Source organism: Bacillus sp. FSL M8-0077, assembly GCF_038050255.1.
Taxonomy (GTDB): Bacteria; Bacillota; Bacilli; order Bacillales; family Bacillaceae; genus Bacillus; species Bacillus altitudinis.
The window spans coordinates 913,746-937,500 of sequence record NZ_JBBPAF010000001.1; the positions used below are offsets into that span (position 1 = coordinate 913,746).

Genomic DNA, 23,755 nt, shown 5'->3' on the forward strand with positions numbered 1-23,755 from the left:
TGTTTTTTTATCTTTCATCTCATACGTAAGTTTCTTCATCCCATTCAATCGTGTATTCGTTCATTTTTTTATCAATATCGTTTTGAATACTCATGTGCTGAAATAGCGCATTCAATTCTTCTGTCCTCTTTCTTCGATCCTTTTCATAATAATAGAACGCATCTCGATCATCATGATCCCTTAGCATCTTTGCTATGAGCATGGCATCTTCTAGACTATACGATGCTCCTTGACCAACAAAAGGGTTCGCCGTATGTACCGCATCACCTACAAGAACAACACGTCCTTTTGACCACACAGGAAAATCCTTTATTTCATAGATACTTCTTGGAAAGAACATGTTTGTATGATCGATGATGTCAGAAAGATGTTTAGGAATGTTCCAATGTTCCATTTGTTTATATAATAACTGTCGGATGGTTTCTTGATTGGCTTTCTCAAAATGTTTTGTAGGTAACTTCTCAGGACACTGAGAGAAAGCTTGCCATAAAATATTCATTTTATTTGTTGGATGCGCTTTCCCAAAAATGAATTGAAAGTTTCCGTCATTGTAAAAATAACTTGTTGCCTCATCCAATACAAAATCCTTCACAAACGATACTCCTTGTAGTCCCCAAAAACCGCTATAGTCTAATTTAGCATTAAACGCAATAGCCTCTCTTGTTTTAGAAAAAGTTCCATCTGCTCCTATTACGATATCACCTGTTATCACAGTTTCATCTTCAAAAAGAACCTGAACGGAATGAGGATGCTGTGTGATTGAGATTAACTTTTTGTTGTATTTCACTTCTATTCCTTGGCGGTGAACTTCTTTTAAAAGTGATTTGATGATTTGGTCTCTCATGACGTTCAGTAAAGGAGCATCATAATATTTTTCACTATAATTGTGAAAGATCGCTTCTACTTCATTTTCACTGTTTATTTGCTGGATCTTCTTTATCACTGTTGCATTTGCTATCACTTCATTTTTACACCCAATTCCATCCAAAATCTTTACCCCATTCGGAGACAGTAAAAAACCTGCTCCTGTTTCTAATTCTTCATCTGACCTGCTTTCATAAATCGTACTTTCCATTCCAGCCTTTTTTAAAAATAAAGCAGTAGCCAATCCTGCTACACCACTGCCGATAATGATCACATTTTGAGATTTCATCATTTTTCCTCCCTTTTTATAAACAGACCGGTCGGTTTATTTTAGTGCAAAAAAATAAGCTTTTTCATATAGGACAGCGTATCACAATTCCCCCTTTTCATTTGGTAATTAAAGTATATGATAATATGTTATAAATGATTTAGCAAGAATGAAACTAACCAATTTCTGATCAACTTCTTTTAAAAACATGAAGGGGATAACAAAACATGAACAAAGACACCGTGATAAAACACTATGAACACACCCTTGAATGGGTGCAGTCACTAACGGAAGTAACAGAAGAAGAATGGCGTAGCGCCATCGCTGATGGAAAGTGGAGCATTGCTGAGATCATCGCACATTTCGTTCCATGGGATGAATTTATTTTACACGATCGCCTAAAGGAATTTTGGAACAATAAAGCGTTACCTCAGGCACCTGATGTGCATGAAATGAACCGGCAGTCAGCCGAAAGAGCAAGAAAGGAAGAGAGAAGCGAGACGATCGGGCGATTTATTGCTGTTAGAACAAAATTGCTTCAAGAAATGAAGAAAATCGAAGCATCTCGCTGGACTACACCCTTTCTGATCGGTCAAATCAAGCTGACGTTATCAAGTTATTTTCAAGGTTTGATTAAACATGATCTCCATCATATGGAGCAGATCAAACAAGCGCTCTCCACAAAAAGACGATAGCGCCTCACGAAGTTTCCTTATCAAACGAAAACGTCGCATAATCAAACAAAAAATGAAATAGCCAAAGACTAAGCGCAAAGAGAATTTCTTCAGAAGTAGTCAGCAAAATGCCGTCAACTAATTCGTCTGATACATAGACAGCACCCCAAATAAACAAAAGGTGAAATAAAACGGCATAGAAAACGATGGATCGTTTTTTGGACCGACACTTACGAACAAACCGCATGAGCACGTGTTCCAGATGTTCAAAAGAGATCCCGAGTACAACGTAGATGCTCATAAACAGTAGCAATGATAAAATCGATTGATAAAAAGCACCCGTTAAATGAAAGAACAGTACACAAAACAACAAAAATATGTAACAGACAGCTGATAGCGCTATCAGGCATTTCACCCCTTGCCATAAAGCGTGAACAGATTGCTGCATGGATAAACAACACTCCTTTACATGAAGATACCTGCAAAAAGGACAGCCTTTTTGCAGGAAGGTGGAATTAATCCTCTTTTTTAGGTGCAGCGATGACAGGATGTTTTTCAGTATCAAGCAATTTCAAGAATTCTTCACCTTGATCTAAATGATCCAAAACAAGCTGTTTCGGTGTGACCGCAAGCCACTGATTGAGTGAGATATCTGCATAATGATCACTCTTGAAGATTTCTAAGAAATAAAGCGGTTCGTCGCCTGTATTTTCTACATAATGCCCCATCGCAAATGGCACATAGCCAACGTCTCCCGCCTGATAGTTGAAGGTTCTCGCATGTCCATCAGAAGCAAAGACCGTCATTCGTGCCTTTCCAGAAATGAAATATTGCCATTCATCCGTATTTGGATGCCAGTGCAGCTCACGAATGGCGCCTGGATCGACTTTCACAAGAGCGGATGCAATCGTTTTAGACGCTTTAAAATTGGTAGAGTCCGCAATCCACACTTGTCCGCCGCTTGACGTAATCGGCTCTTGTTTTAACAGCTCATATTTAAAGGAATTCGGGACTTCTCCTTGCTCTGTTTTCACCTTGTCACACTCAAGAGAACCAGGAATTCCTTTTTGGAAAATATACTTCTCTTTCTCTGGCAGTTTTTCAAATTGCTCCCTTGTCATTCCAAAGTTTTGGAGCACAACTTCCTCTGGCGTATGGGCAAGCCAATCAGTCACTTGGAACGTACTATTTTCAGAGAAGGAACCATCATCAAACACAAGCAAGAATTCAGCTCCCGGTTCAAGTGCTTGAATAGAATGCGGCAAGCCTGAAGGGAAGTACCATAAATCTCCCTCGGTCACATCCTCTGTAAAATTGCGCCCCTCTGCATCAACCGATGTAATTCGGGCTTCCCCATAAATCATATACGCCCACTCCGCTTCCTTATGCCAGTGCAGCTCGCGAATTGCACCAGGTTTTAGCCGCATGTTCACAGAGGCAAGACTTTTAGAGATTGGCAGTTCACGAACCGTTACCTCGCGGGCATAGCCGCCTTTTTCTAAACGGTTGTGCGTATCAGAAAAAGAATATTTCATGTTGGGAACCGTTCCATGATCGGTTTCTGGTGGCGTGAGCATATCTGGGTTTTGTCTGTCTCGCTCGAGATTACGTGGAATTTTGACCGTTGCTCCTTTTTCTCCTCGAATCGGCTGCGGTACCCCATTTTGCTTTTCACTCATGTTAAAATCCCCTTTCAACATCGTATTGTGTGAGGTGACAAAAGGCCTTTCATTTCGCCCTCGCTTTCATAAGGTGAAACGAATCAAGCAGATGTCAATCTGATTCATCATTTTTTTGAACAGCGACCAATCGTTGGATGAGCTTGCTTAATTCATCAAACTTTCGTTCAAAGCGTGTCAGCAAATAAACCGTCAAAATGGCAGGGAAACCAGCCTGACCAAGCTGCTTCAGCCATTCCTCCGAAAAAAAGGTCTCCATTTGTCTCACCTCCCAGCGGATGCTCGTCTTCTCTATAAGTGGTATGAAAGAAGAAATAGGAAATCAAAAGGGGAGAAAATGAATCATTAGACCCGTTTCACAAAGTTTACTTTTTTTAACTTTTGTCCACTTAATGCAAGTAGAGAGAACAAAGGGGAGGATGCACATGGATTATCGGCTGTTATTGAAAGCAAAATGGAATGAAATCATCGATCACCCACTCATTCAGCAATTTTTAAGCAATCCTAAAAACCAGCAGCTGCTCCGGCAAGTCATGGAAGAGCCAAACGAAGAAAATGCGAAAAAACTAGATTCCGAGTTCAAGCAGTTTTATCAAAAAATCCGCATCATCAAGTATATTTCCACAATGATCCGTATTTTTTCAGTCGACTTTGACAAACGAGTGAAAAAAAAGCAGCAGCGTTTTCCGCTCATACTTGATCATCCTGATACACAAGAAGTGAAAGACCCTGTTCAAACAGATACGTATGAAGCCGTGCTCTTCAACCAGCAAGACTTAGGGGAGCACTTGCAAGATCAAAGATTGTACAAGGCCTACCAGCAGCTCACAGAAAAACAAAAAATGGTTTTAACCCATATTTATGTTGAAGGTCAAACGATGAAGGAAATAGCCGACCGGCTAGGCGAATCAAGACAAAACATCTCAAACATCCACAAAAAAGCACTCAACAAACTAAAAGAAGAAACAGGGGGAGATGTCCGTGCAAGAAGACAAAATCACCAATGGAGAAATGGAAGAACTCATTGAAACCTTCACACCCATGATCAAAAAGAAACTACAAAACACGGCATATCAAGAAAGAGAAGACCTCGAACAAGAACTCTACATCAAACTCATCGAAAAAGTAGACTGGCTGATTTACCAAGAGGGACCTGGCTTTTGGGAGTTTATTGTGGAATATATGACGAAGATGTAAGAGTTGTAAGCACAAAAAAAGACTCGCTCACACAGAGCCGAGTCTTAATTTTTTTTGCAGTTTTTCTTCACTGAAAATCCAGCCGGTATAGGAATTTTTGATTTGATGGTCCATGTCGATATGGCAGATCGCGACAAAAGGATAATGACCTTTGCTGCGGTAGCGCAAATCAATGAACCGTACCTCATAATGATCCTTGTATTTATCTACTTCCCACCGGTAGACAGGGGAGAAGGAGAGAAAGGCTGAAATGTTTTCATCCTGTTTGGCAATTTTCATAATTTCAGTATCCGGGACCGGCACACGGTTAAAGGTGTCTAAAATGATAATCTCACCATTCATACTGCGTCCAACATGGAAAGAGGATTTACATTTCACAGCAATGCGCCATTGTCTGAACTTCATTGTAGGCGAGATAATAATGTCTTCAATCTCATCGAACCGTGCACGCAGCTGACGTTTAATCTGAAGCTGCATGATGACCCTGACGATATAATAACAAAAAATCACGGCATATAGCGAGATGAACGTATAGCCGGGATGCCCGCCAATCGCCCAAACGACAATGGCGACAAGATGGGTAAAAAAGATAAACGGATCAAACGTGTTAATGATCCCAAGTGCTACCCATTTTTTTGAAAATGGACGAATGGCCTGTGTGCCGTATGCATTGAAAATATCGACAAACACATGAAGCACGACGGCTAATAGTGTCCATAACCAAAGGTGAAGTAAATTTGCTCCCGGCACAAATGGGAAAATCACAGCCGGAATTAGCAATGACCAAAACAGTACAGCCGGAATGGAATGAGTAAATCCTCGGTGATTTCTTATATAAACCGCATTATTTTTTAGTTTTAGCACAGTATCAATGTCTGGTGCTTGGGAGCCGGCAATAGTCGCGATCATCACGGCGTGTGCCATGTGTGGATCTGCGCTGACGGCTGGATCTAAAAGCGCAAGTCCCCCAAGAGAAATGCCCATTACTACATGAGTACCAGTGTCCAATTGATTACCTCCTAGTTGTCATGCTTAGGAACAATCATACAAAGTATACGTCTCTCATCAAGACTATGTGCAAAATCACTTTTGCTTTATCTCGATTTAATGTAACATGTTAACGTATCTACAAACAGTATACAACAAATAAGGTTCTTTTCAGAACGTTAGCTCTCGGTTCGATAAGAAGGAGTATAGAGATGAAAGACATTCAAGAAAAGCTGGACCGCAAAGATATTGCGGGTTTTCAGCATGATTTAATCGATTGGTATGAAAAAGAACAACGAACACTTCCATGGCGAGAAAATCAAGATCCATACCGCGTCTGGGTATCAGAAGTGATGCTCCAGCAAACGAGAGTGGATACGGTCATTCCGTACTTCAATCGGTTTATGGAGCAATTCCCGACGGTGAAGGATCTTGCTTTAGCTGATGAAGAAAAGGTCATGAAAGCATGGGAAGGTCTTGGCTACTACTCACGGGTGCGTAATTTACAGGCAGCTGTGAAAGAAGTCTATGAATCCTACGGGGGCGTTGTCCCTGATACGAAAGAACAATTTTCAAAACTGAAAGGTGTAGGCCCGTATACGAGCGGCGCAGTGCTGAGTATCGCCTATAACAAGCCATACCCTGCGGTAGACGGCAACGTGATGAGGGTCATTTCCCGTATCTTGTCCATATGGGATGATATTGCAAAACCAAAAACGAGAAACATTTTCGAATTTGCGGTCGATCAGCTCATTTCCCGGGAAAAGCCATCAGAATTCAATCAAGGGCTAATGGAGCTAGGTGCGCTCATTTGCACCCCAACCTCTCCTGCATGCCTCATTTGTCCTGTAAACATGCATTGCTCGGCACTTGAGGAAGGCGTTCAGCATGAGCTGCCGGTGAAAAGTAAAAAGAAAAAGCCGACTGCGAAATCAATGGCAGCGGTGGTGTTATTTGATGATGCAGGTCACCTCTATATTCATAAGCGTCCAAGTACAGGTCTGCTTGCGAATTTATGGGAGTTCCCAAACATGGAAACAATGAAGGGAAGAAAAACGGAAAAAGAGCAGCTGATTGATTTCTTAAAAGAGGAAGCGGGTGTACAAGCAGAACTTGGTGATTTAGAAGGCACCATTCAACATGTATTTACCCACCTCATCTGGAATATTTCTGTTTTCTTTGGACGTGTGACCTCTGTATCAGATGACACGATGCTGAAAAAAGTCACAACAGAAGAATTTGAGGCATATGCTTTGCCAGTCTCACATCAAAAAATATGGAAGATGGCACTTGAACAGCCTAGTCATATTTAACCGTTGTACCATGGGTATAATCGGCTTCATTTCGGTGCAGACCCCCGCGGTTTTCAATTTCAGAAATGATTTCTCGATACTTAGATTGCCCTTCTTCGTTTAAATAAGGTAAAATTTGTTGGAAAGCATGATGAAAAAAAGCAAGCTCAGTATCTTTCCATTGATCCTTTGACATCATGCCAAGCTGGCTTAAATCGCGTCCGACATACATGAATGTAACCTCCTAATAGGAACTTTCCTATTAGTGTGAAGCGAATGGACGAAAACTATTCAAATCAGGAGATGAACCATAATGAACAAGCGTAAATGTGCACTAATTACAGGCAGCAGTAGAGGTGTTGGGAAAGAAGTAGCCCTTCGCCTGGCTGAAAAAGGATATGACATTGTCATTAACTATGCAAGAAGCAAAAAAGCAGCACTTGAAACAGCTGAAGAAATTGAAGCGATGGGTGTTAAAACATTAGTTGTCAAAGCCAACGTTGGTCAGCCAGAGAAAATCAAAGACATGTTCCAGCAAATTGACGAAACGTTTGGCCGTTTAGACGTATTTGTGAACAATGCGGCATCTGGCGTTCAGCGCCCAATCATGGATCTTGAAGAAAATCATTGGGACTGGACCATGAATATCAATGCGAAGGCCTTGTTATTCTGCGGACAAGAAGCAGCCAAATTAATGGAGAAAAACGGAGGCGGACATATCGTCAGCATTAGCTCACTAGGCTCTATCCGCTACCTTGAAAACTACACGGTGGTCGGTGTATCTAAAGCAGCACTAGAAGCGTTGACACGCTACCTATCCGTTGAGCTGTCACAAAAAAATATCGTCGTAAATGCCGTATCAGGCGGCGCCATTGATACAGATGCACTCAAGCACTTCCCAAATCGTGAAGAGCTATTAGAAGACGCTAAGAAAAATACACCAGCAGGCCGTATGGTGGAAATTAAAGACATGGTCGACAGTGTAGAATTCCTTGTATCAGGCAAAGCAGATATGATTAGAGGACAGACGATTATCGTCGATGGCGGACGTTCTTTGCTTGTTTAAAAAAATCATGAATAAGATGTACACCTTCTGCACAAATTAATGTGCGTGGAGGTGATAATGATGGATAAACAACAAAACAAAACAAACGCACAACAAGTGAAAAAACAAAACCAAGCTGCTGCACAAGGCGGTCAATATGGCACTGAATTTGCTAGCGAGACTGACGCACAGCACGTAAAAAAATACAACCAAAAAGCTGAGCAAAACAAACAACAAAACAGCTAATCACTGAAACAAAGGGAAGCACTTCATCTACGAATGAAGTGCTTTTCTTTTTGCCTCTCCCCACCATCCGACAAAACCTGTAAAACCTCTACATAAACAGTCAAAGGACTTCTTCCTTCTTTCAAGAAATGGTATAGATACAAAAAGTCGATACGAATGAAAGGGAGGAGTTAGATGTCTGATTTCGACCAGCTAGTCAGAGAACAAATGCAGCTTATGGATCAGCTGCTCGATGTACAAGGAGAACTTGATCTGTACTTAGAGACAGAAAAACGATTGCTGCAAGGTGAGAAAAAGGAAGAGCGGCATAAGCTTCATGATCAAATCAAACAAAAACGAGAGGAACTGCAAAAAGTCCAGACACTATTTACAAAACAGACTGAACAAGTCATCAATTCGTATAAACAAATGGAGAAGAGCTCAACCGTCATGTAAAAGAGTGTGCCGTTCAATTGGGTTGAATGGCTTTTTCATTTCATTTTTTAATGATGTAACGGTATAATATAATAGAGACATGTTTAGTTGGGAAATTAGGTCTTTGGACTGTTAGGTTTGTTTGTTATAGAAAGTAGGGGAGAAAATATGGGCTATCCCAAGGAAGGAGAAACCATCCAAATTCAAAGCTATAAACATAATGGCTTGATCCACAGGATTTGGAATGAAACCACCATTCTGAAAGCAACGGAATTGTGTATCATTGGTGCAAACGATCGAACAATGGTGACTGAATCCGATGGCCGAACATGGATGACAAGAGAACCGGCTATTTGCTATTTTCATGCAAAACAATGGTTTAATGTCATTGGGATGCTTCGAGATGATGGGGTGTATTATTACTGCAACATCAGCTCTCCTTTTGCGACAGATGAAGAGGCGATTAAGTATATTGATTACGACTTAGATGTCAAAGTCTTTCCGGACATGACGTATAATATTTTGGATGAAGATGAATATGCAGATCATAAGAGGCAGATGAATTATCCAAAAGAAATCGATAGTATCTTACGAGAGCATCTAAATACATTACTGCATTGGATTCACCAGCGGAAGGGACCGTTTGCTCCAGAATTTGTGGATATGTGGTATGAACGTTTTTTACGTTATACAAAATAAGTAACAGCAGCTAAAACCTGTTTGGCTTTTCAAAGCCAACAGGTTTTTGACTGCGTACGGATAAGAGGCACTGATAGATTGGGAAGGAGATTTACATGGGGGTCATAAAACGTTACATGGCTTTTGTAACACCGTATAAAAGACAGATTGCATTGACAATGGTGATCGGAATGATTAAGTTCTCGATTCCCTTAACATTGCCTCTGCTTTTAAAGTATGTCATTGATGATGTGATTCAAGGCTCTGGATCGGCTGAAGAAAAAACATCCACTCTCTTTATTATTATGGGAATCATGCTTGTATTATTTTTAGTGATGAGACCGCCTGTTGAGTACTACAGACAATACTATGCGCAGTGGACAGGCAGTAAAGTATTATTTGATATTCGGGAAAAACTGTTCTCGCACATTCAAAAGCTAAGCCTTCGCTATTACGCCAACACGAGAACAGGGGAAATTATTTCAAGGGTCATCAACGATGTTGAGCAAACAAAGGAATTTGTCATCACAGGGCTTATGAACATTTGGCTTGATTTGATGACCGTCCTGATTGTGATAGCCATTATGTGTACACTGGATCTTAAACTCACCATTGTGTCTGTCATTATTTTTCCGCTGTATGCGTTAGCAGTGAAGTATTTTTATGGACGGCTTCGCAAGCTGACAAAAGAGCGGTCGCAGGCACTGGCTGAGGTGCAAGGGCACTTGCATGAGCGAGTACAAGGAATGCCTGTCATTCGCAGCTTTGCGATTGAAGAATACGAACAAGAGAATTTTCACGATGAAAATAAAAATTTCTTAAACAAAGCGATCAATCATACGAATTGGAATGCCAAAACATTCGCCGTCGTCAATACGATCACAGACATTGCGCCGCTGCTCATTATTGCTTTTGCTGGCTATACCGTCATTAACGGGTCGCTTTCAATTGGGACAATGATTGCCTTTGTTGGCTACATTGACCGGATGTACAACCCGATTCGCCGTCTCATTAACTCATCGACGACTTTAACTCAGTCAGTAGCATCAATGGATCGTATTTTTGAGTTTATTGATGAACCGTATGAAGTAACAGACAAGCCGAATGCAAAAGAAGCCAATCACTTAAAAGGAGAGGTAGAATTTAAAGATGTGTCGTTCCGTTACGAACATACACAGGAAGAGATTTTACACAATATCTCCTTGAAAGTAGAAAAAGGTCAAACCGTTGCGCTTGTAGGAATGAGCGGCGGAGGGAAGTCGACGCTCGTCAGCCTAATTCCAAGATTTTATGATGTCACAAGCGGATCACTCGAAATTGACGGCATTGATATTAAAGAGTACAAGGCAAGAAGCCTCCGGAATCAAGTCGGGATGGTGCTCCAAGATACATTCTTATTCAGTGACACCATTAAAGAAAATATCGCTGTGGGAGACCCGGAAGCATCCTTTGAGAAAATTGTGTCGGCGGCCAAAGCGGCTAATGCCCATGAGTTCATCATGTCTCTTCCTGAAGGATATGACACAAAGGTAGGAGAACGTGGCGTAAAGCTATCAGGCGGTCAAAAACAACGAATTTCAATTGCGAGGGTATTTCTTAAAAATCCACCGCTGCTTATTTTAGACGAAGCGACGTCTGCACTTGATTTAGAAAGTGAACATTACATTCAAGAAGCGATGCAAAAGCTGGCAAAAGATCGCACAACTTTTATTGTTGCGCACCGTTTATCAACGATTACACATGCGGACCTCATTGTGGTCATGGAACAAGGCGAGATTGTGGAAAAAGGAACACATGAGGAATTAATGAACCGAGACAGCCACTATCGCCATCTATTTACCATTCAAACATTAAATTAGTAGAAGCCTATCCGATTCTAGCGGATAGGCTTTTTTATGCTTGTCAAAAACATGACATATTTCCCAGCTTGTCTCAATACAATTTTAAAAAGTATGACGGGGTGGTGAAGATGTGAAAGAACAAGAAGTATTGCTAGATGTCAAACAGCTGTCCATTGCCTTTCAACAAAAAAAGCAGAGAGTGCCGATCGTCCATGACATCTCATTCTCTATTCAAAAAGGAGAAACCTTAGGTATTGTGGGCGAATCTGGCTGCGGGAAAAGCATCACATCGATGTCTTTAATGGGGCTGAATCACCAAACAGAAACAACAGGTCACATACAATTTGAAGGTCAAAACCTGCTGTCACTTTCGGAGAAACAATGGCGAGAGGTCAGAGGGAATGACATCTCAATGATTTTCCAGGAACCCATGACTTCTCTCAATCCACTCATGACCATCGGCAAGCAAATGACAGAAGCCCTTTTCACACATCAGACTATCAGCCAAAAAGAAGCAAAAGTGAAGGCGGTAGATTTGCTTCAAACGGTAGGCCTGAAACAAGCAGCGTCATTACTCAAAAAATATCCACATGAACTATCGGGCGGCATGCGTCAGCGTGTGATGATTGCGATGGCGATGCTATGTCACCCAAAGCTCATGATTGCAGATGAACCAACGACTGCACTTGATGTCACCATCCAAGCACAAATTCTTCGTTTGCTCAAAAAGTTAAATGAAGAGATGGACACCGCTATTTTATTTATTACTCATGATTTAGGCGTCGTGCGGCAAATATGCCAGCGTGTCATGATTATGTATGCCGGTCGAATCGTAGAAGAAGGAACCGTTGACCGTATTTTCCAAAAACCTCTGCACCCCTACACGAAAGGTCTTTTCGCCTCTGTTCCATCATTTAAAGAGAAAAAAGAAAAACTCATGTCTATTGCGGGTCATGTACCTAAGCCAGGAGCTATTCGGTCCGGCTGTCAATTTGCACCACGCTGTCCATATCAAATGACGCAATGTCTTGAAAAAGACCCATCTTTACAATCCATTTCACACAATCACCGCGTCGCATGTTTTCTAATGGAAGGAGGAGAAGACACTGAATCACCCACTGTTGCAAGTGAATCAACTGACGAAGCGTTATGACACATCGGCATTTTTTTCTAAACACAAACAGACGACTTTGGCTTTAAATCAAGTGTCCTTTCACGTGAAAGAAGGAGAGACGCTCGGCATTGTGGGCGAATCTGGCTGCGGGAAATCAACCCTTGGCAAAAGCTTAATGAGATTAATCGAACCGACTTCTGGCTCAATCCAAATGAAAGGACAAGAAGTGACGCTTCTGAAAGAACGAGACATGCGTTCCTTCAGAAAAGACATTCAAATGATTTTCCAAGATCCATACGCTTCCTTAAATCCACGAATGAAAATCAAAGACATTTTAGAAGAACCGCTCATTGTTCATAAACATGGAACAAAAGCAGAAAGACAAAAGCGGGTAAAAGAGATGCTGCACATTGTTGGGTTTGACCCATCCTATGGAGACCGTTATGCCCACCAATTCAGCGGCGGTCAGAGGCAGCGTATTGGAATTGCTAGGGCGCTAATTACTCATCCAAGTCTTGTGATTGCCGATGAGCCAGTTTCCGCTTTAGATGTATCGGTTCAAGCGCAAATTTTGAATTTAATGCTCGAATTGCAAAAGACGCTTTCTCTGACGTACTTGTTTATTTCTCACGATCTAGGCGTTGTCAAGTATATGAGCGACCGAATTGCAGTGATGTACGCTGGCCGTATTGTAGAAATGGGTCCTGCGGAGGACGTATTTCACAAGCCGCTTCATCCTTATACATCGCTTCTTTTGAAATCCATTCCACATATGGATCACGTGCTGGAAACGCAGGATGTGTCAGCGGAAGAATCCACCCTGGTGTCAGAAGATGGCTGTCCTTTCTATAAAAGATGTCCAAAAAGGTGGGCGCAATGCTTGCAAGCTGTTCCGCCTTTGTATGAGGAGAAAACAGGCCATGCAGCTGCGTGCTATTTATATCAAAAGGAGGAACACAATGAAGAAGACATGGTTATTCAGTAGTTTCATTTTTGTGCTGGCACTTGCGTTATTTTTAGGGGGCTGTGTATCTTCATCAACATCAGAAGAAAAAGCCACAAAAGATACTCTCGTATTCGGCAGAGGAGGGGACTCTACGTCACTTGATCCGATTACAACAACAGAAGGCGAAACCTTCAAGGTCACAGAGAATATGTTTGAAAAGCTTTTGAATTACGGTGAAAAAGACACGACCATCCATCCGGGCCTCGCAACAGAATGGGATGTTGCGAAGGACGGAAAATCGTACACGTTCTACTTAAGAGAAGGTGTGAAATTTCACGATGGCACAGACTTTAATGCAGAAGCAGTGAAATTCAACTTTGACCGCTGGATGAATGGAGATGCCGAAAAATTTCCTTACTACGGCATGTTTGGCGGCTATAAAAAAGATAAAGGGCATGTCATTAAAGACATCATCGTCAAAGGAGAGCATGAAATTGAATTTCAACTCAAACGCCCGCAAGCAACATTTCTGAAAAACATCGCTATGTCACCATTTGGTATCGCTAGTCCTGCAGCAGTTGAAAAAAGCGGTGATTCATTTAGAGAAAACCCAGTGGGCACAGGACCATTTAAGTTTAAAGAATGGAAGCAGAACGATCGTATTGTCTTAGAAAAGAACGAAGATTATTGGCAAAAAGATAAACCAAAACTGAAACAAATCATCTTCCGCTCTATTCCTGAAAACTCTGCTCGTTTAAATGCGCTTAAAACAGGCGAAATCGACTTAATGGATGGCGTCAATCCGTCCGATTTAGATGGCATTAAAACAGACAAAGCGCTCCAGCTGATTGAAAGACCATCCATGAACGTAGGTTATATCGGGCTGACAGTGACTAGAAAGCCGCTTGATAACAAGTTGGTTCGTCAGGCGCTCAATTATGCAGTTGATAAAGAATCAATCATCGAGTCGTTTTATGGAGGGCTTGCTGAGCCAGCAAAAAATCCACTTCCTCCGTCATTAGAAGGCTACAATGACGAGATTGAGCCATATCCATATGATCCGGAAAAAGCAAAAGAACTATTAAAAGAGGCAGGATTCCCTGACGGTTTTCGCATCAAGCTTTGGGCAATGCCTGTGCCGCGTCCATATATGCCAGACGGGATGAAGGTAGCTGAAGTCATTCAGTCAAACTTTGAAAAAGTTGGTGTCAAAGCCGAAATCGTCACATATGATTGGGCGACTTATTTAGATAAAGCAAGTAAAGGCGAAGCAGATGTGTTCTTATTAGGATGGACAGGGGACAATGGCGATCCTGATAATTTCATCTACACACTATTGGATAAAGACAGTATTGGCGGTAACAACTATACATTCTTCCAAAACGATAAAATGCATGACATCCTCATTGAAGCGCAGACCGATACGGATCAAAAGAAGCGAAATGAATTATATCAAGAAGCTCAAGAAATCATTCATGATGAAGCGCCTTGGATTCCATTAGTCCATTCAATTCCAATGCTCGCCGCATCTAAAGATTTAAAAGGCTACCAGCCGCATCCGACTGGTTCCGAAGCATTGACTGACGTATATTTCGAATAAGCAAATAAGGGAGATCGTTCGATCTCCCTTATCCAAACAATGAAAAGGCGGTGAAAGCTGTTTGTTTGCTTATTGTATGAAGCGAGCAGGAATGCTCATTCCAGTACTGATCGGAATGACCTTAGTTGTATTTTCTATTATTCGGTTTATCCCTGGAAATCCGGCGCAGGTCATCTTAGGACAGCGGGCAACGAAAGAAGCAGTAGAGCAATTGACGATTCAGCTTGGTTTAGACCAGCCGTGGTACGTACAATATGGTCACTACATGCTGGGGCTTTTAAAAGGTGATCTAGGGACTTCCATACGAACAGGAGCGGCTATTGCCCAGGAAATGAAGCCTTACTTATTCGCTACATTAGAATTGACTTTCTTCGCTATGTTGCTGGCGATTATTGTCGGTGTGAATGCCGGAATCATTAGTGCGTGGTTTAAACATTCTTTCTTTGATTATGTGGCCATGTTTATTGCTCTCATTGGGGTGTCCATGCCGATTTTCTGGTTAGGCTTAATGGGACAGTGGCTATTCTCGATTGAATTAGGTATTTTGCCGACTACAGGACGAGAAAACGTAAGAAATCCGGTAGAGTCGATCACCTATATTCATACGTTGGACACGCTTTTGCAAGGACGATTTGATCAATTCTTTGACAGCATCAAGCATTTAATTTTACCAAGTACCGCTCTCGCAACGATTCCTGCTGCGATTATTGCAAGGATTACGAGGGCAAGTATGCTGGAAGTTCTTCATTCAGATTTTATTCGAACAGCAAAAGCAAAAGGGGTACGTTCATTTTTCATCATTTATCAGCATGGGCTGAAAAATGCGCTCATTCCGATTTTAACGATTATTGGTCTTCAAACAGGTCTCTTGCTAGGCGGAGCCATTTTAACAGAAACGATCTTTGCTTGGCCGGGAATTGGGCGGTATATTTACGATGCCATTAGCTATCGTGATTATCCTGTCATTCAAACTGGCATTCTTGTTGTTGCGCTCATATTTGTGCTGATCAATTTCATTGTGGATATCTTGTATGCAGTCATTGATCCGAGGATTAAATACTAGAGAAGGGAGAGTGACGACATGGAAGCGCAAAAAGAGCTTCAAGCATCTAAACAAAAGGAAGAACGCTCTCAATCACTGATTCTTGAATCGATGAAACTGTTCTTTCAGCACAAGCTGGCGGTCATTGGCACTGTGATTGTCTTTTTATTTCTGATCCTAGCAATCTTTGCACCACTCATTGCTCCTTATGGAATCAACGAGCAGTCGCTAGGCGAACGATTTAGTGCCCCTTCAGCTGCGCATTGGTTTGGTACGGATGATTTCGGGAGAGACATAATTTCTAGAGTCGTGCATGGAGCTCGAATTTCATTATGGGTGGGTTTCTTCTCCGTTCTCGGGTCGGTTATTTTAGGGACATTGCTTGGATTGATGGCAGGTTACGGCGGTAGATTGCTCGATGCTGTCATCTCAAGACTATTTGATATTTTACTCGCTTTTCCTAGCATTCTATTAGCGATTGCGATCGTTTCCATCTTAGGACCTTCCTTACAAAATGCACTTATTGCCATAGCAATTATTAATGTCCCGACATTTGGCCGGCTGGTTCGTTCAAAGGTGCTGAGCATTAAGCAAGAAGAATATGTTTTAGCAGCAAAGGCAGTTGGGATGTCACACCGCCGCATCGTTCTTCGTCACATTCTACCAAATAGTATGGTGCCGGTTATCGTTCAAGCGACACTTGCGATTGGTACTGCCATTATTGAAGCGGCGGCTTTAGGATTTTTAGGACTAGGTGCGCAAGCGCCAAGTCCAGAGTGGGGGAAAATGCTTGCAGATGCGAGACCTTATCTCGTACAAGCGCCATGGACTTTATTTTTCCCGGGGATTGCGATCATGCTGACAGTTCTTGGCTTTAACTTGATGGGAGATGGATTAAGGGACACCCTTGATCCTAAAATGAAGAAAATAAAATAAGACCGATTCTAAGAATCGGTCTCAGCGTGTAGACAAACCCCGCATTCTTTGTCAGTCCTGCGTGCTGGTGCTCACGAATATGGCATTCGCTCCGGTACTCGTCCTTCCTTGATTTCAAGGGTTTTCAACTACGCTGAAAAGAAGACAAAGGGCTAAAATAAAGATCATTTTAGCCCTTTGTCAAAAATGTAAGCCCGATTCTTAGAATCGGGCTTTTGTATTTAAGCTTCTTTTTCTTCTGTCTCAATCTCACTATCTTTTGGGTGATACGTTTGGAAGCTTGTAATCAAAGTATCTAGATGCTCCAATTCATCACGGTATTCAATAATACTCGACATCACATTCAGCATATTGTAATCCAGCAAGTCGTTTTCTTGATTTTGCTGGTGCTGAATAAATGATTTCGTTAATGCTTCAAGACGAAGAGAGCATTCATTCTGAAAATCATCGTCCTGCGGTTTCATTTTTCCAACAAACTTCATCAAGGTACGTTCATGCCAATAAAGCAAATAATCAATCTCATCTGTTAAGCTCTCTCTGAAATGCTCTGGCATCAAATGAATTTCATTTTCTAACTTATGAAGCTTTTTCAGCAAGTACAGCGCTCGATTAGACGTCATGATTGCCTGTCTGAATAAAACAAGCTTTCTAGATTTGACATAAGTTGTTTTCTTTAAATAGCTTCGTTCTTCTTTGTATAACAAGTAAATGTGATCTAATTTGATCATGCGTTCTTTTATTTGATCGATGTCATCCTTTAAAGTGGAATGATCAGTAGACTGTCTGGAGCTCAGACGGATCCATTTTAAAATCTCCTCCGTATTTTCCATAATGTGATGAACAAGCTTTGTTTCATACTTTGGCGGCAGGAAAATTAAATTCACTAAAAATGAAGAAAGTACGCCTAACACCACAGTTGCTGTTCGAATTAAGGCAAAGGAAAGGAAATGATCCCCTGCACTTTCTAAAATCGCAATGACGGTTACGAGTGCAATCGGAATCGTGTGTTCAATCTTCAGCTTTAAATTAATCGCAATGACCATGACGGCAGTTAAGCCGATGATGACTGGTCCTGTGCCAAAAAGCAGACCGAACGTAATGGCAAGTGCTGCTCCAATAATATTGGCTTGCACTTGATCAACAATCGTTAAAAATGATCGATAAATAGATGGCTGGATAGCAAATACAGCTGCAATTCCCGCGAAGACGGGTGTCGGCAACCCAAGCCATGTTGCCAGGTAAAGCGCGAGTACAATGGCAATACCAGTTTTTAAAATACGGGCTCCAAGTTTCATTGGTTTTGTCCCTGCATTCCTTTCTTTTCGATAATAGATGACCACTTGTCATATATCATAAATATTTTGATGAAACAACTAAGTAATATACAGCGGTCTTCCGAAATATTCAAGTGATTTTTGAAAGTTCATGAAAACATCAAAAGAAGGTATTGAGAAAAAATGTAACAGATTCACTCGCTTTTGACAATCAAGAGCTGGTAAATAAAAAAACAGACGCATGAATTTACGTCTGCTTTTCTCTTCATTATGATTGTTTCAGCTGTTCAAACGCGTGATCTACCGCTTTTAGCGTTTCAGAAATATCATTTTCAGTATGTGCAATGGTTAAGAACCACGCTTCATATTTAGAAGGCGCGAGGTTAATACCTTGTGCGAGCATGAATTTAAAGAAACGGGCGAACATTTCACCATCCGTATTTTCAGCCTGCTCGTAGTTCACAATCGTTTCCTTTGTAAAATAAATGGTGAGAGCACCTTTTAAGCGATTCACTGTAATATCTACTTGATGTTTTTTTGCGTGGGCTAAAATTCCCTCTTCTAACATTGCCCCGAGCTGATCAAGACGTTCGTAGACCCCGTCTTCTTTTAACACTTCCAAGCATGCAATACCAGAAAGGATCGAGGCGGGATTTCCTGCCATCGTACCAGCTTGATAGGCTGGTCCAAGCGGGGCGACTTGCTCCATAATTTCTTTTTTGCCGCCGTAAGCGCCAATTGGAAGACCGCCGCCGATAATTTTACCTAATGCAGTGAGATCAGGTTTTACTTGAAGTAAGTCCTGTGCACCACCATACATAAAGCGGAAAGCTGTAATGACTTCATCATAGATGACTAGGGCCCCTTTTTCATGAGTCAGGTCATTAATCTGCTGCAGGAAACCGTCTTTAGGCTCTACGATGCCAAAGTTCCCGACAATTGGCTCAACAAGAACAGCTGCTACTTCATCACCCCAGCGGTCTAATGCTTCTTGGTAGCTGTCGATATCGTTGAATGGAACGGTAATGACTTCATTGGCAATACTTTTAGGCACGCCCGCTGAATCTGGTGTTCCTAAAGTGGAAGGTCCAGAGCCGGCCGCAACTAGCACAAGATCAGAATGACCGTGGTAACATCCGGCAAACTTAATGATCTTTGTTCTGCCTGTATAAGCGCGGGCGACACGGATTGTCGTCATCACAGCTTCTGTACCTGAATTGACAAAACGAACTTTATCCAAAGCAGGCATCGCTTCCTTCAGCATCTTAGCAAAAGTGACTTCATGCTTCGTTGGTGTTCCGTAAAGGACACCCGTCTCGGCTGCTTTCGTGATGGCTTTTGTAATATGAGGATGAGCATGTCCCGTAATAATTGGACCGTATGCCGCTAAATAGTCGATATAACGGTTTCCGTCAACATCCCAAAAATAAGCGCCTTCGCCTTTTTCCATTGCAACAGGTGACCCGCCGCCCACTGCTTTATATGAACGAGATGGGCTGTTAACCCCTCCAACAATATGCTCCAGCGCCTCTTGATGTAATTTTTCTGATTCGGTGAATTTCATAAATAGCCTCCTATCTCAACGTATCACGTCGTCTATCATTATTTTAACATGCCGATGCAAGCGTCCTTAGTTGAATATCTTCTCGAAATTGGATAGGCTAATGAAAAAAAAGGTTGGAGGGATTGTATCATGACAATCGAAGTGGGGCAGCAAGTACCTGATATTGAATTACTTGGTGATAATGGAGAGAAAGTAAAGCTTTCTGATTTTAAAGGGAAACACATTGTCCTTTATTTTTATCCAAAAGATATGACGCCAGGGTGTACAACGGAAGCTTGTGATTTCCGTGACCGCCATCAAAGCTTTGCGGAATTAGATGCTGTGATCATCGGCGTAAGCCCAGACGGTCAAGACAAGCACCAAAAGTTTAAAGAAAAACATGACTTACCTTTCCTGCTTCTTGTAGATGACGAACAAAAATTGTCTGAAGCTTTCGGTGTATGGAAGCTGAAAAAGAACTTTGGTAAGGAATACATGGGAATTGAACGCTCAACGTTTCTGATTAATAAAGAAGGAAAGCTTGTGAAAGAGTGGCGTAAAGTAAAGGTGAAAGATCATGTGGAAGAAGCGCTTGAGGAACTGAAAGCTCACGCTTAATATGTTGACGAGATGAGATCGGCAGTCGTGCCGGTCTTTTTTGGATAGAAGAATAGGTAAAAAAGAGGATTGTAATTGACAAAGTTTCGGCTCTGGGGGTACACTATTTATAAAGATTATAATATAAGAATATTTTTGAAAAGAGAGGTGCATGATGAAATGGCTGCTCACGAACTAAAAGACGCTTTAGATGCTCTAAAAGAAACCGGTGTTCGAATTACTCCGCAGCGCCATGCCATCTTGGAGTTTCTCGTAAATTCTATGACACACCCAACCGCGGACGATATATATAAGGCACTTGAAGGAAAATTTCCTAATATGAGTGTAGCAACGGTTTACAACAATTTACGAGTCTTCCGGGAATCTGGATTAGTAAAAGAATTAACGTATGGGGATTCCTCAAGCCGATTTGATTTTGCGACATCTGACCATTACCATGCGATTTGTGAAAACTGCGGAAAGATCGTTGACTTTCACTATCCTGGCCTTGATGAAGTAGAACAGCTTGCATCCCATGTGACAGGCTTTACAGTAAGTCATCATCGCTTGGAGATCTATGGCACTTGTCAAGAATGTGCAAAAAAAGAAAATCATTAATGAAAAAGCTGACCAGTTGAACGGTCAGCTTATTTTTATGACTTTTTTCGATTGTAGGATTCATCAAACTCTTTGCCTTCTAATGCTGGATCGAGTGTAAGTGGCTCTCTGCAATGCATGCACATGTCCACCCGCCCAAGCACTTTTGTTTCCTTCTCACAGCCTGGACATACGACACGGACTGCCTTCGTAGAAAGCATACCGATCCAAAAGTAAACGGCTGTACTCAATCCAATCGATAACACGCCGAGTAGCATAAAGAAGGTCGACAGCCAGACCGATTCCTTGAAGAACACACCGATATACATGATCAAAAAACCAACAAAAACCAAACTAAGTGCAAATGTTCTGATTTTATTAATCTTACTGGAGTATTTCGCCATCCCTAGTCCCCCTTATCTCCAATATAGCACATTTTACCTTTCTGTTTGAATTAGTTATAGAGTTTTGTGAATAAATTGCTTATAATGATTCAATGATCTTTTTTCATGTATTGAAGGAATTTTGATTCTATGAGGAGAAATACATAGCATTAGAGAAGAACCTTACACCCGAGTATTGGAGGAATCACTATGGAAAATCTTCTCCGTCCTATTTATCAAGAGAGAGCAAGTCATCCAGATACATTAGCTGTGATTATAGTAGAAAGAAGACATAAAGTATCTTCTGAGACGGATAACTTTGATGCAGCGCTTCTAGTCATCGTAAAGGATGCGGAAGAACCGTTATTTATTAAGCACTATGAATCCGATCACCAAACAGCTTCTTTAAATGTTGTCACAGATGATCAGTTGAAGGAATGGATTACCTTAGGTACCAACAGGCGAATTATTGATTGGATTTTAAACGGAAAAGTCCTGTTTGATCGAAATGAATATATTTTCAACTTGATTGATGAATTGAGTACATTCCCGTTTTCTAACCGCAAGCTCAAAATTGGTTTAGAATATGGCAAGCTCATTCGCAGATATATAGAAGGAAAAGCATTTTTTGAATCAAATCAATTTCTCGATGCATATAATTCCATTGTGCATGCCCTGCATCATCTGGCGCGTATTGAAGTGATTGATAAAGGCTTCCACCCAGAAGTGACCGTTTGGAATCAAGTACGTCATATGGAGCCGGAAGTATATAAACTTTATTCAGAGCTGATTGAAAGCCACGAAAGTCTTCATAAACGGTTAGAACTTTTATTCCTAGCGAATGATTTCTTGATCCATTCAAAAGCAGAAATTGGTGCGGCTCATTTACGTCATGTCATGGAACAGCAGGATATTTGGCTGTTTGGCGAGCTTCTTGCACATCCTGATCTCAAACATTTCACACCTGATCTTAGTGTGATGATTGATTTCTTTGTGGAAAAAGGAATTGTGCTAGTAGAGCCAATTGAGACGAAGGGGCAAAAAATCTATCACCGAGGATATTTTATTAAAAAAGATATTGACGTATGAATATTATGATGGTATATTATTAAACGTCGCTAATGAGCAACCGAGTTGCTTTGAAAGAAAAGCGAACAAAAAGAAATTCACAAAAACACTTGACGCACACGGTGCTCAAATGTTATATTGAGAAAGTCGCTTCTGAGCGATAACGAAGATGATCTTTGAAAACTAAACAAGACAAAACGTACCTGTTAATTCGATTTTTTATAAAAAAATCCTATGATACTTCATAGGTAGTCAGTCAAACTGGCGAGGCAGGAAATGATCACATGCTAAGCTCGCTACATCGTGTAGCAACGCATGTGTGATATGCATCCTGCATACCTCGGAGAGTTTGATCCTGGCTCAGGACGAACGCTGGCGGCGTGCCTAATACATGCAAGTCGAGCGGACAGAAGGGAGCTTGCTCCCGGATGTTAGCGGCGGACGGGTGAGTAACACGTGGGTAACCTGCCTGTAAGACTGGGATAACTCCGGGAAACCGGAGCTAATACCGGATAGTTCCTTGAACCGCATGGTTCAAGGATGAAAGACGGTTTCGGCTGTCACTTACAGATGGACCCGCGGCGCATTAGCTAGTTGGTGAGGTAACGGCTCACCAAGGCGACGATGCGTAGCCGACCTGAGAGGGTGATCGGCCACACTGGGACTGAGACACGGCCCAGACTCCTACGGGAGGCAGCAGTAGGGAATCTTCCGCAATGGACGAAAGTCTGACGGAGCAACGCCGCGTGAGTGATGAAGGTTTTCGGATCGTAAAGCTCTGTTGTTAGGGAAGAACAAGTGCAAGAGTAACTGCTTGCACCTTGACGGTACCTAACCAGAAAGCCACGGCTAACTACGTGCCAGCAGCCGCGGTAATACGTAGGTGGCAAGCGTTGTCCGGAATTATTGGGCGTAAAGGGCTCGCAGGCGGTTTCTTAAGTCTGATGTGAAAGCCCCCGGCTCAACCGGGGAGGGTCATTGGAAACTGGGAAACTTGAGTGCAGAAGAGGAGAGTGGAATTCCACGTGTAGCGGTGAAATGCGTAGAGATGTGGAGGAACACCAGTGGCGAAGGCGACTCTCTGGTCTGTAACTGACGCTGAGGAGCGAAAGCGTGGGGAGCGAACAGGATTAGATACCCTGGTAGTCCACGCCGTAAACGATGAGTGCTAAGTGTTAGGGGGTTTCCGCCCCTTAGTGCTGCAGCTAACGCATTAAGCACTCCGCCTGGGGAGTACGGTCGCAAGACTGAAACTCAAAGGAATTGACGGGGGCCCGCACAAGCGGTGGAGCATGTGGTTTAATTCGAAGCAACGCGAAGAACCTTACCAGGTCTTGACATCCTCTGACAACCCTAGAGATAGGGCTTTCCCTTCGGGGACAGAGTGACAGGTGGTGCATGGTTGTCGTCAGCTCGTGTCGTGAGATGTTGGGTTAAGTCCCGCAACGAGCGCAACCCTTGATCTTAGTT

At 42.0% G+C, this 23,755-nt stretch carries 25 protein-coding genes, 1 rRNA gene and 1 pseudogene (1 of these 27 running past the window's edge); 18 read left to right on the forward strand and 9 right to left on the reverse strand.

The window, feature by feature from the left end; genetic code table 11:
• Positions 1–19: 19 nt before the first annotated feature.
• Positions 20–1,153 (reverse strand): FAD-dependent oxidoreductase, encoded by a 1,134-nt coding sequence (locus NST57_RS04510; RefSeq protein WP_341298141.1) that lies wholly within the window; start codon positions 1,151–1,153, stop codon positions 20–22.
• A gap of 206 nt (positions 1,154–1,359) precedes the next feature.
• Between NST57_RS04510 and NST57_RS04515 the strand changes: the two genes are divergently transcribed.
• Positions 1,360–1,827: a DinB family protein gene (locus tag NST57_RS04515; RefSeq protein ID WP_073415721.1), complete on the forward strand. Its 468-nt coding sequence runs from the start codon at positions 1,360–1,362 to the stop codon at positions 1,825–1,827.
• 4 nt (positions 1,828–1,831) lie between these two features.
• Here NST57_RS04515 and NST57_RS04520 read toward each other — a convergent pair whose 3' ends face one another.
• The 3 genes from NST57_RS04520 to NST57_RS04530 form a co-directional block, all read right to left on the reverse strand.
• On the reverse strand, positions 1,832–2,254 hold the full coding sequence (locus NST57_RS04520) for a regulatory YrvL family protein (protein WP_341298142.1): 423 nt from the start codon (positions 2,252–2,254) through the stop codon (positions 1,832–1,834).
• Between the two features lie 67 nt (positions 2,255–2,321).
• Positions 2,322–3,485 (reverse strand): oxalate decarboxylase family bicupin, encoded by a 1,164-nt coding sequence (locus NST57_RS04525; RefSeq protein ID WP_341298143.1) that lies wholly within the window; start codon positions 3,483–3,485, stop codon positions 2,322–2,324.
• Between the two features lie 94 nt (positions 3,486–3,579).
• Positions 3,580–3,744, reverse strand: coding sequence for a YvrJ family protein (locus NST57_RS04530; protein WP_003217819.1), 165 nt, complete (start codon positions 3,742–3,744; stop codon positions 3,580–3,582).
• 166 nt (positions 3,745–3,910) lie between these two features.
• On the opposite strand from NST57_RS04530, the gene NST57_RS04535 reads away from it, so the two are divergent.
• Both NST57_RS04535 and rsoA read left to right on the forward strand, forming a co-directional pair.
• Entirely contained in the window at positions 3,911–4,513 is a 603-nt protein-coding gene (locus NST57_RS04535) for a sigma-70 family RNA polymerase sigma factor (protein WP_341298144.1), read from the forward strand.
• Entirely contained in the window at positions 4,461–4,682 is a 222-nt protein-coding gene (rsoA, locus tag NST57_RS04540) for a sigma-O factor regulator RsoA (protein WP_341298145.1), read from the forward strand. The genes NST57_RS04535 and rsoA overlap by 53 nt, the downstream gene beginning before the upstream one ends.
• Positions 4,683–4,709: 27 nt before the next feature.
• Here rsoA and NST57_RS04545 read toward each other — a convergent pair whose 3' ends face one another.
• Positions 4,710–5,690, reverse strand: a complete 981-nt coding sequence (locus NST57_RS04545) for a metal-dependent hydrolase (RefSeq protein WP_061418435.1) — start codon at positions 5,688–5,690, stop codon at positions 4,710–4,712.
• Between the two features lie 191 nt (positions 5,691–5,881).
• Here NST57_RS04545 and mutY point away from each other — a divergent pair, with 191 nt between their 5' ends.
• Positions 5,882–6,982, forward strand: a complete 1,101-nt coding sequence (mutY, locus tag NST57_RS04550) for an A/G-specific adenine glycosylase (RefSeq protein ID WP_039167932.1) — start codon at positions 5,882–5,884, stop codon at positions 6,980–6,982.
• Here mutY and NST57_RS04555 read toward each other — a convergent pair.
• Entirely contained in the window at positions 6,969–7,193 is a 225-nt protein-coding gene (locus NST57_RS04555) for a hypothetical protein (protein ID WP_008341962.1), read from the reverse strand. The two genes, mutY and NST57_RS04555, sit on opposite strands and share 14 nt — an antisense overlap.
• A gap of 81 nt (positions 7,194–7,274) precedes the next feature.
• On the opposite strand from NST57_RS04555, the gene fabL reads away from it, so the two are divergent.
• From fabL to NST57_RS04605, 10 genes and pseudogenes are all read left to right on the forward strand, one after another.
• Positions 7,275–8,027 (forward strand): enoyl-[acyl-carrier-protein] reductase FabL, encoded by a 753-nt coding sequence (fabL, locus tag NST57_RS04560; protein ID WP_007496726.1) that lies wholly within the window; start codon positions 7,275–7,277, stop codon positions 8,025–8,027.
• A 75-nt stretch (positions 8,028–8,102) separates the two neighbouring features.
• Positions 8,103–8,252: pseudogene (locus tag NST57_RS04565) on the forward strand (gamma-type small acid-soluble spore protein); the annotation flags it as partial.
• Between the two features lie 174 nt (positions 8,253–8,426).
• On the forward strand, positions 8,427–8,687 hold the full coding sequence (locus tag NST57_RS04570) for a YgaB family protein (RefSeq protein WP_017366881.1): 261 nt from the start codon (positions 8,427–8,429) through the stop codon (positions 8,685–8,687).
• A 147-nt stretch (positions 8,688–8,834) separates the two neighbouring features.
• Entirely contained in the window at positions 8,835–9,365 is a 531-nt protein-coding gene (gene ntdP / locus NST57_RS04575; protein ID WP_008341956.1) for a nucleoside tri-diphosphate phosphatase, read from the forward strand.
• A 95-nt stretch (positions 9,366–9,460) separates the two neighbouring features.
• On the forward strand, positions 9,461–11,203 hold the full coding sequence (locus tag NST57_RS04580) for an ABC transporter ATP-binding protein (protein ID WP_341298146.1): 1,743 nt from the start codon (positions 9,461–9,463) through the stop codon (positions 11,201–11,203).
• Positions 11,204–11,315: 112 nt separating this feature from the next.
• The gene (locus tag NST57_RS04585; RefSeq protein WP_019743186.1) at positions 11,316–12,338 is read left to right on the forward strand and encodes an ABC transporter ATP-binding protein; all 1,023 of its coding nucleotides are present in this window, start codon (positions 11,316–11,318) and stop codon (positions 12,336–12,338) included.
• The gene (locus NST57_RS04590) at positions 12,307–13,284 is read left to right on the forward strand and encodes an ABC transporter ATP-binding protein (protein ID WP_341298147.1); all 978 of its coding nucleotides are present in this window, start codon (positions 12,307–12,309) and stop codon (positions 13,282–13,284) included. The genes NST57_RS04585 and NST57_RS04590 overlap by 32 nt, the downstream gene beginning before the upstream one ends.
• Positions 13,259–14,845 (forward strand): ABC transporter substrate-binding protein, encoded by a 1,587-nt coding sequence (locus NST57_RS04595; RefSeq protein ID WP_341298148.1) that lies wholly within the window; start codon positions 13,259–13,261, stop codon positions 14,843–14,845. The genes NST57_RS04590 and NST57_RS04595 overlap by 26 nt, the downstream gene beginning before the upstream one ends.
• 61 nt (positions 14,846–14,906) lie before the next feature.
• Positions 14,907–15,908, forward strand: a complete 1,002-nt coding sequence (locus NST57_RS04600; RefSeq protein WP_007496737.1) for an ABC transporter permease — start codon at positions 14,907–14,909, stop codon at positions 15,906–15,908.
• 18 nt (positions 15,909–15,926) lie between these two features.
• Positions 15,927–16,823, forward strand: coding sequence for an ABC transporter permease (locus tag NST57_RS04605; RefSeq protein WP_341298149.1), 897 nt, complete (start codon positions 15,927–15,929; stop codon positions 16,821–16,823).
• A 221-nt stretch (positions 16,824–17,044) separates the two neighbouring features.
• Here the strand turns inward: NST57_RS04605 and NST57_RS04610 are convergent, their stop codons facing one another.
• Together NST57_RS04610 and NST57_RS04615 are read right to left on the reverse strand one after the other, a co-directional pair.
• Positions 17,045–18,118: an FUSC family protein gene (locus tag NST57_RS04610; protein ID WP_025206980.1), complete on the reverse strand. Its 1,074-nt coding sequence runs from the start codon at positions 18,116–18,118 to the stop codon at positions 17,045–17,047.
• A 247-nt stretch (positions 18,119–18,365) separates the two neighbouring features.
• On the reverse strand, positions 18,366–19,661 hold the full coding sequence (locus tag NST57_RS04615) for a glutamate-1-semialdehyde 2,1-aminomutase (protein WP_341298150.1): 1,296 nt from the start codon (positions 19,659–19,661) through the stop codon (positions 18,366–18,368).
• A gap of 129 nt (positions 19,662–19,790) precedes the next feature.
• On the opposite strand from NST57_RS04615, the gene bcp reads away from it, so the two are divergent.
• Positions 19,791–20,258: a thioredoxin-dependent thiol peroxidase gene (gene bcp / locus NST57_RS04620; protein ID WP_007496746.1), complete on the forward strand. Its 468-nt coding sequence runs from the start codon at positions 19,791–19,793 to the stop codon at positions 20,256–20,258.
• Between the two features lie 159 nt (positions 20,259–20,417).
• On the forward strand, positions 20,418–20,855 hold the full coding sequence (gene perR / locus NST57_RS04625) for a peroxide-responsive transcriptional repressor PerR (protein ID WP_003217782.1): 438 nt from the start codon (positions 20,418–20,420) through the stop codon (positions 20,853–20,855).
• A 35-nt stretch (positions 20,856–20,890) separates the two neighbouring features.
• Here perR and NST57_RS04630 read toward each other — a convergent pair whose 3' ends face one another.
• Positions 20,891–21,238 (reverse strand): YgzB family protein, encoded by a 348-nt coding sequence (locus NST57_RS04630; protein ID WP_007496750.1) that lies wholly within the window; start codon positions 21,236–21,238, stop codon positions 20,891–20,893.
• Between the two features lie 189 nt (positions 21,239–21,427).
• On the opposite strand from NST57_RS04630, the gene NST57_RS04635 reads away from it, so the two are divergent.
• Both NST57_RS04635 and NST57_RS04640 read left to right on the forward strand, forming a co-directional pair.
• Positions 21,428–22,306, forward strand: coding sequence for a nucleotidyltransferase-like protein (locus NST57_RS04635; protein ID WP_341298151.1), 879 nt, complete (start codon positions 21,428–21,430; stop codon positions 22,304–22,306).
• A 316-nt stretch (positions 22,307–22,622) separates the two neighbouring features.
• Positions 22,623–23,755, forward strand: a 16S ribosomal RNA gene (locus tag NST57_RS04640) (it continues 416 nt past the right edge of the window).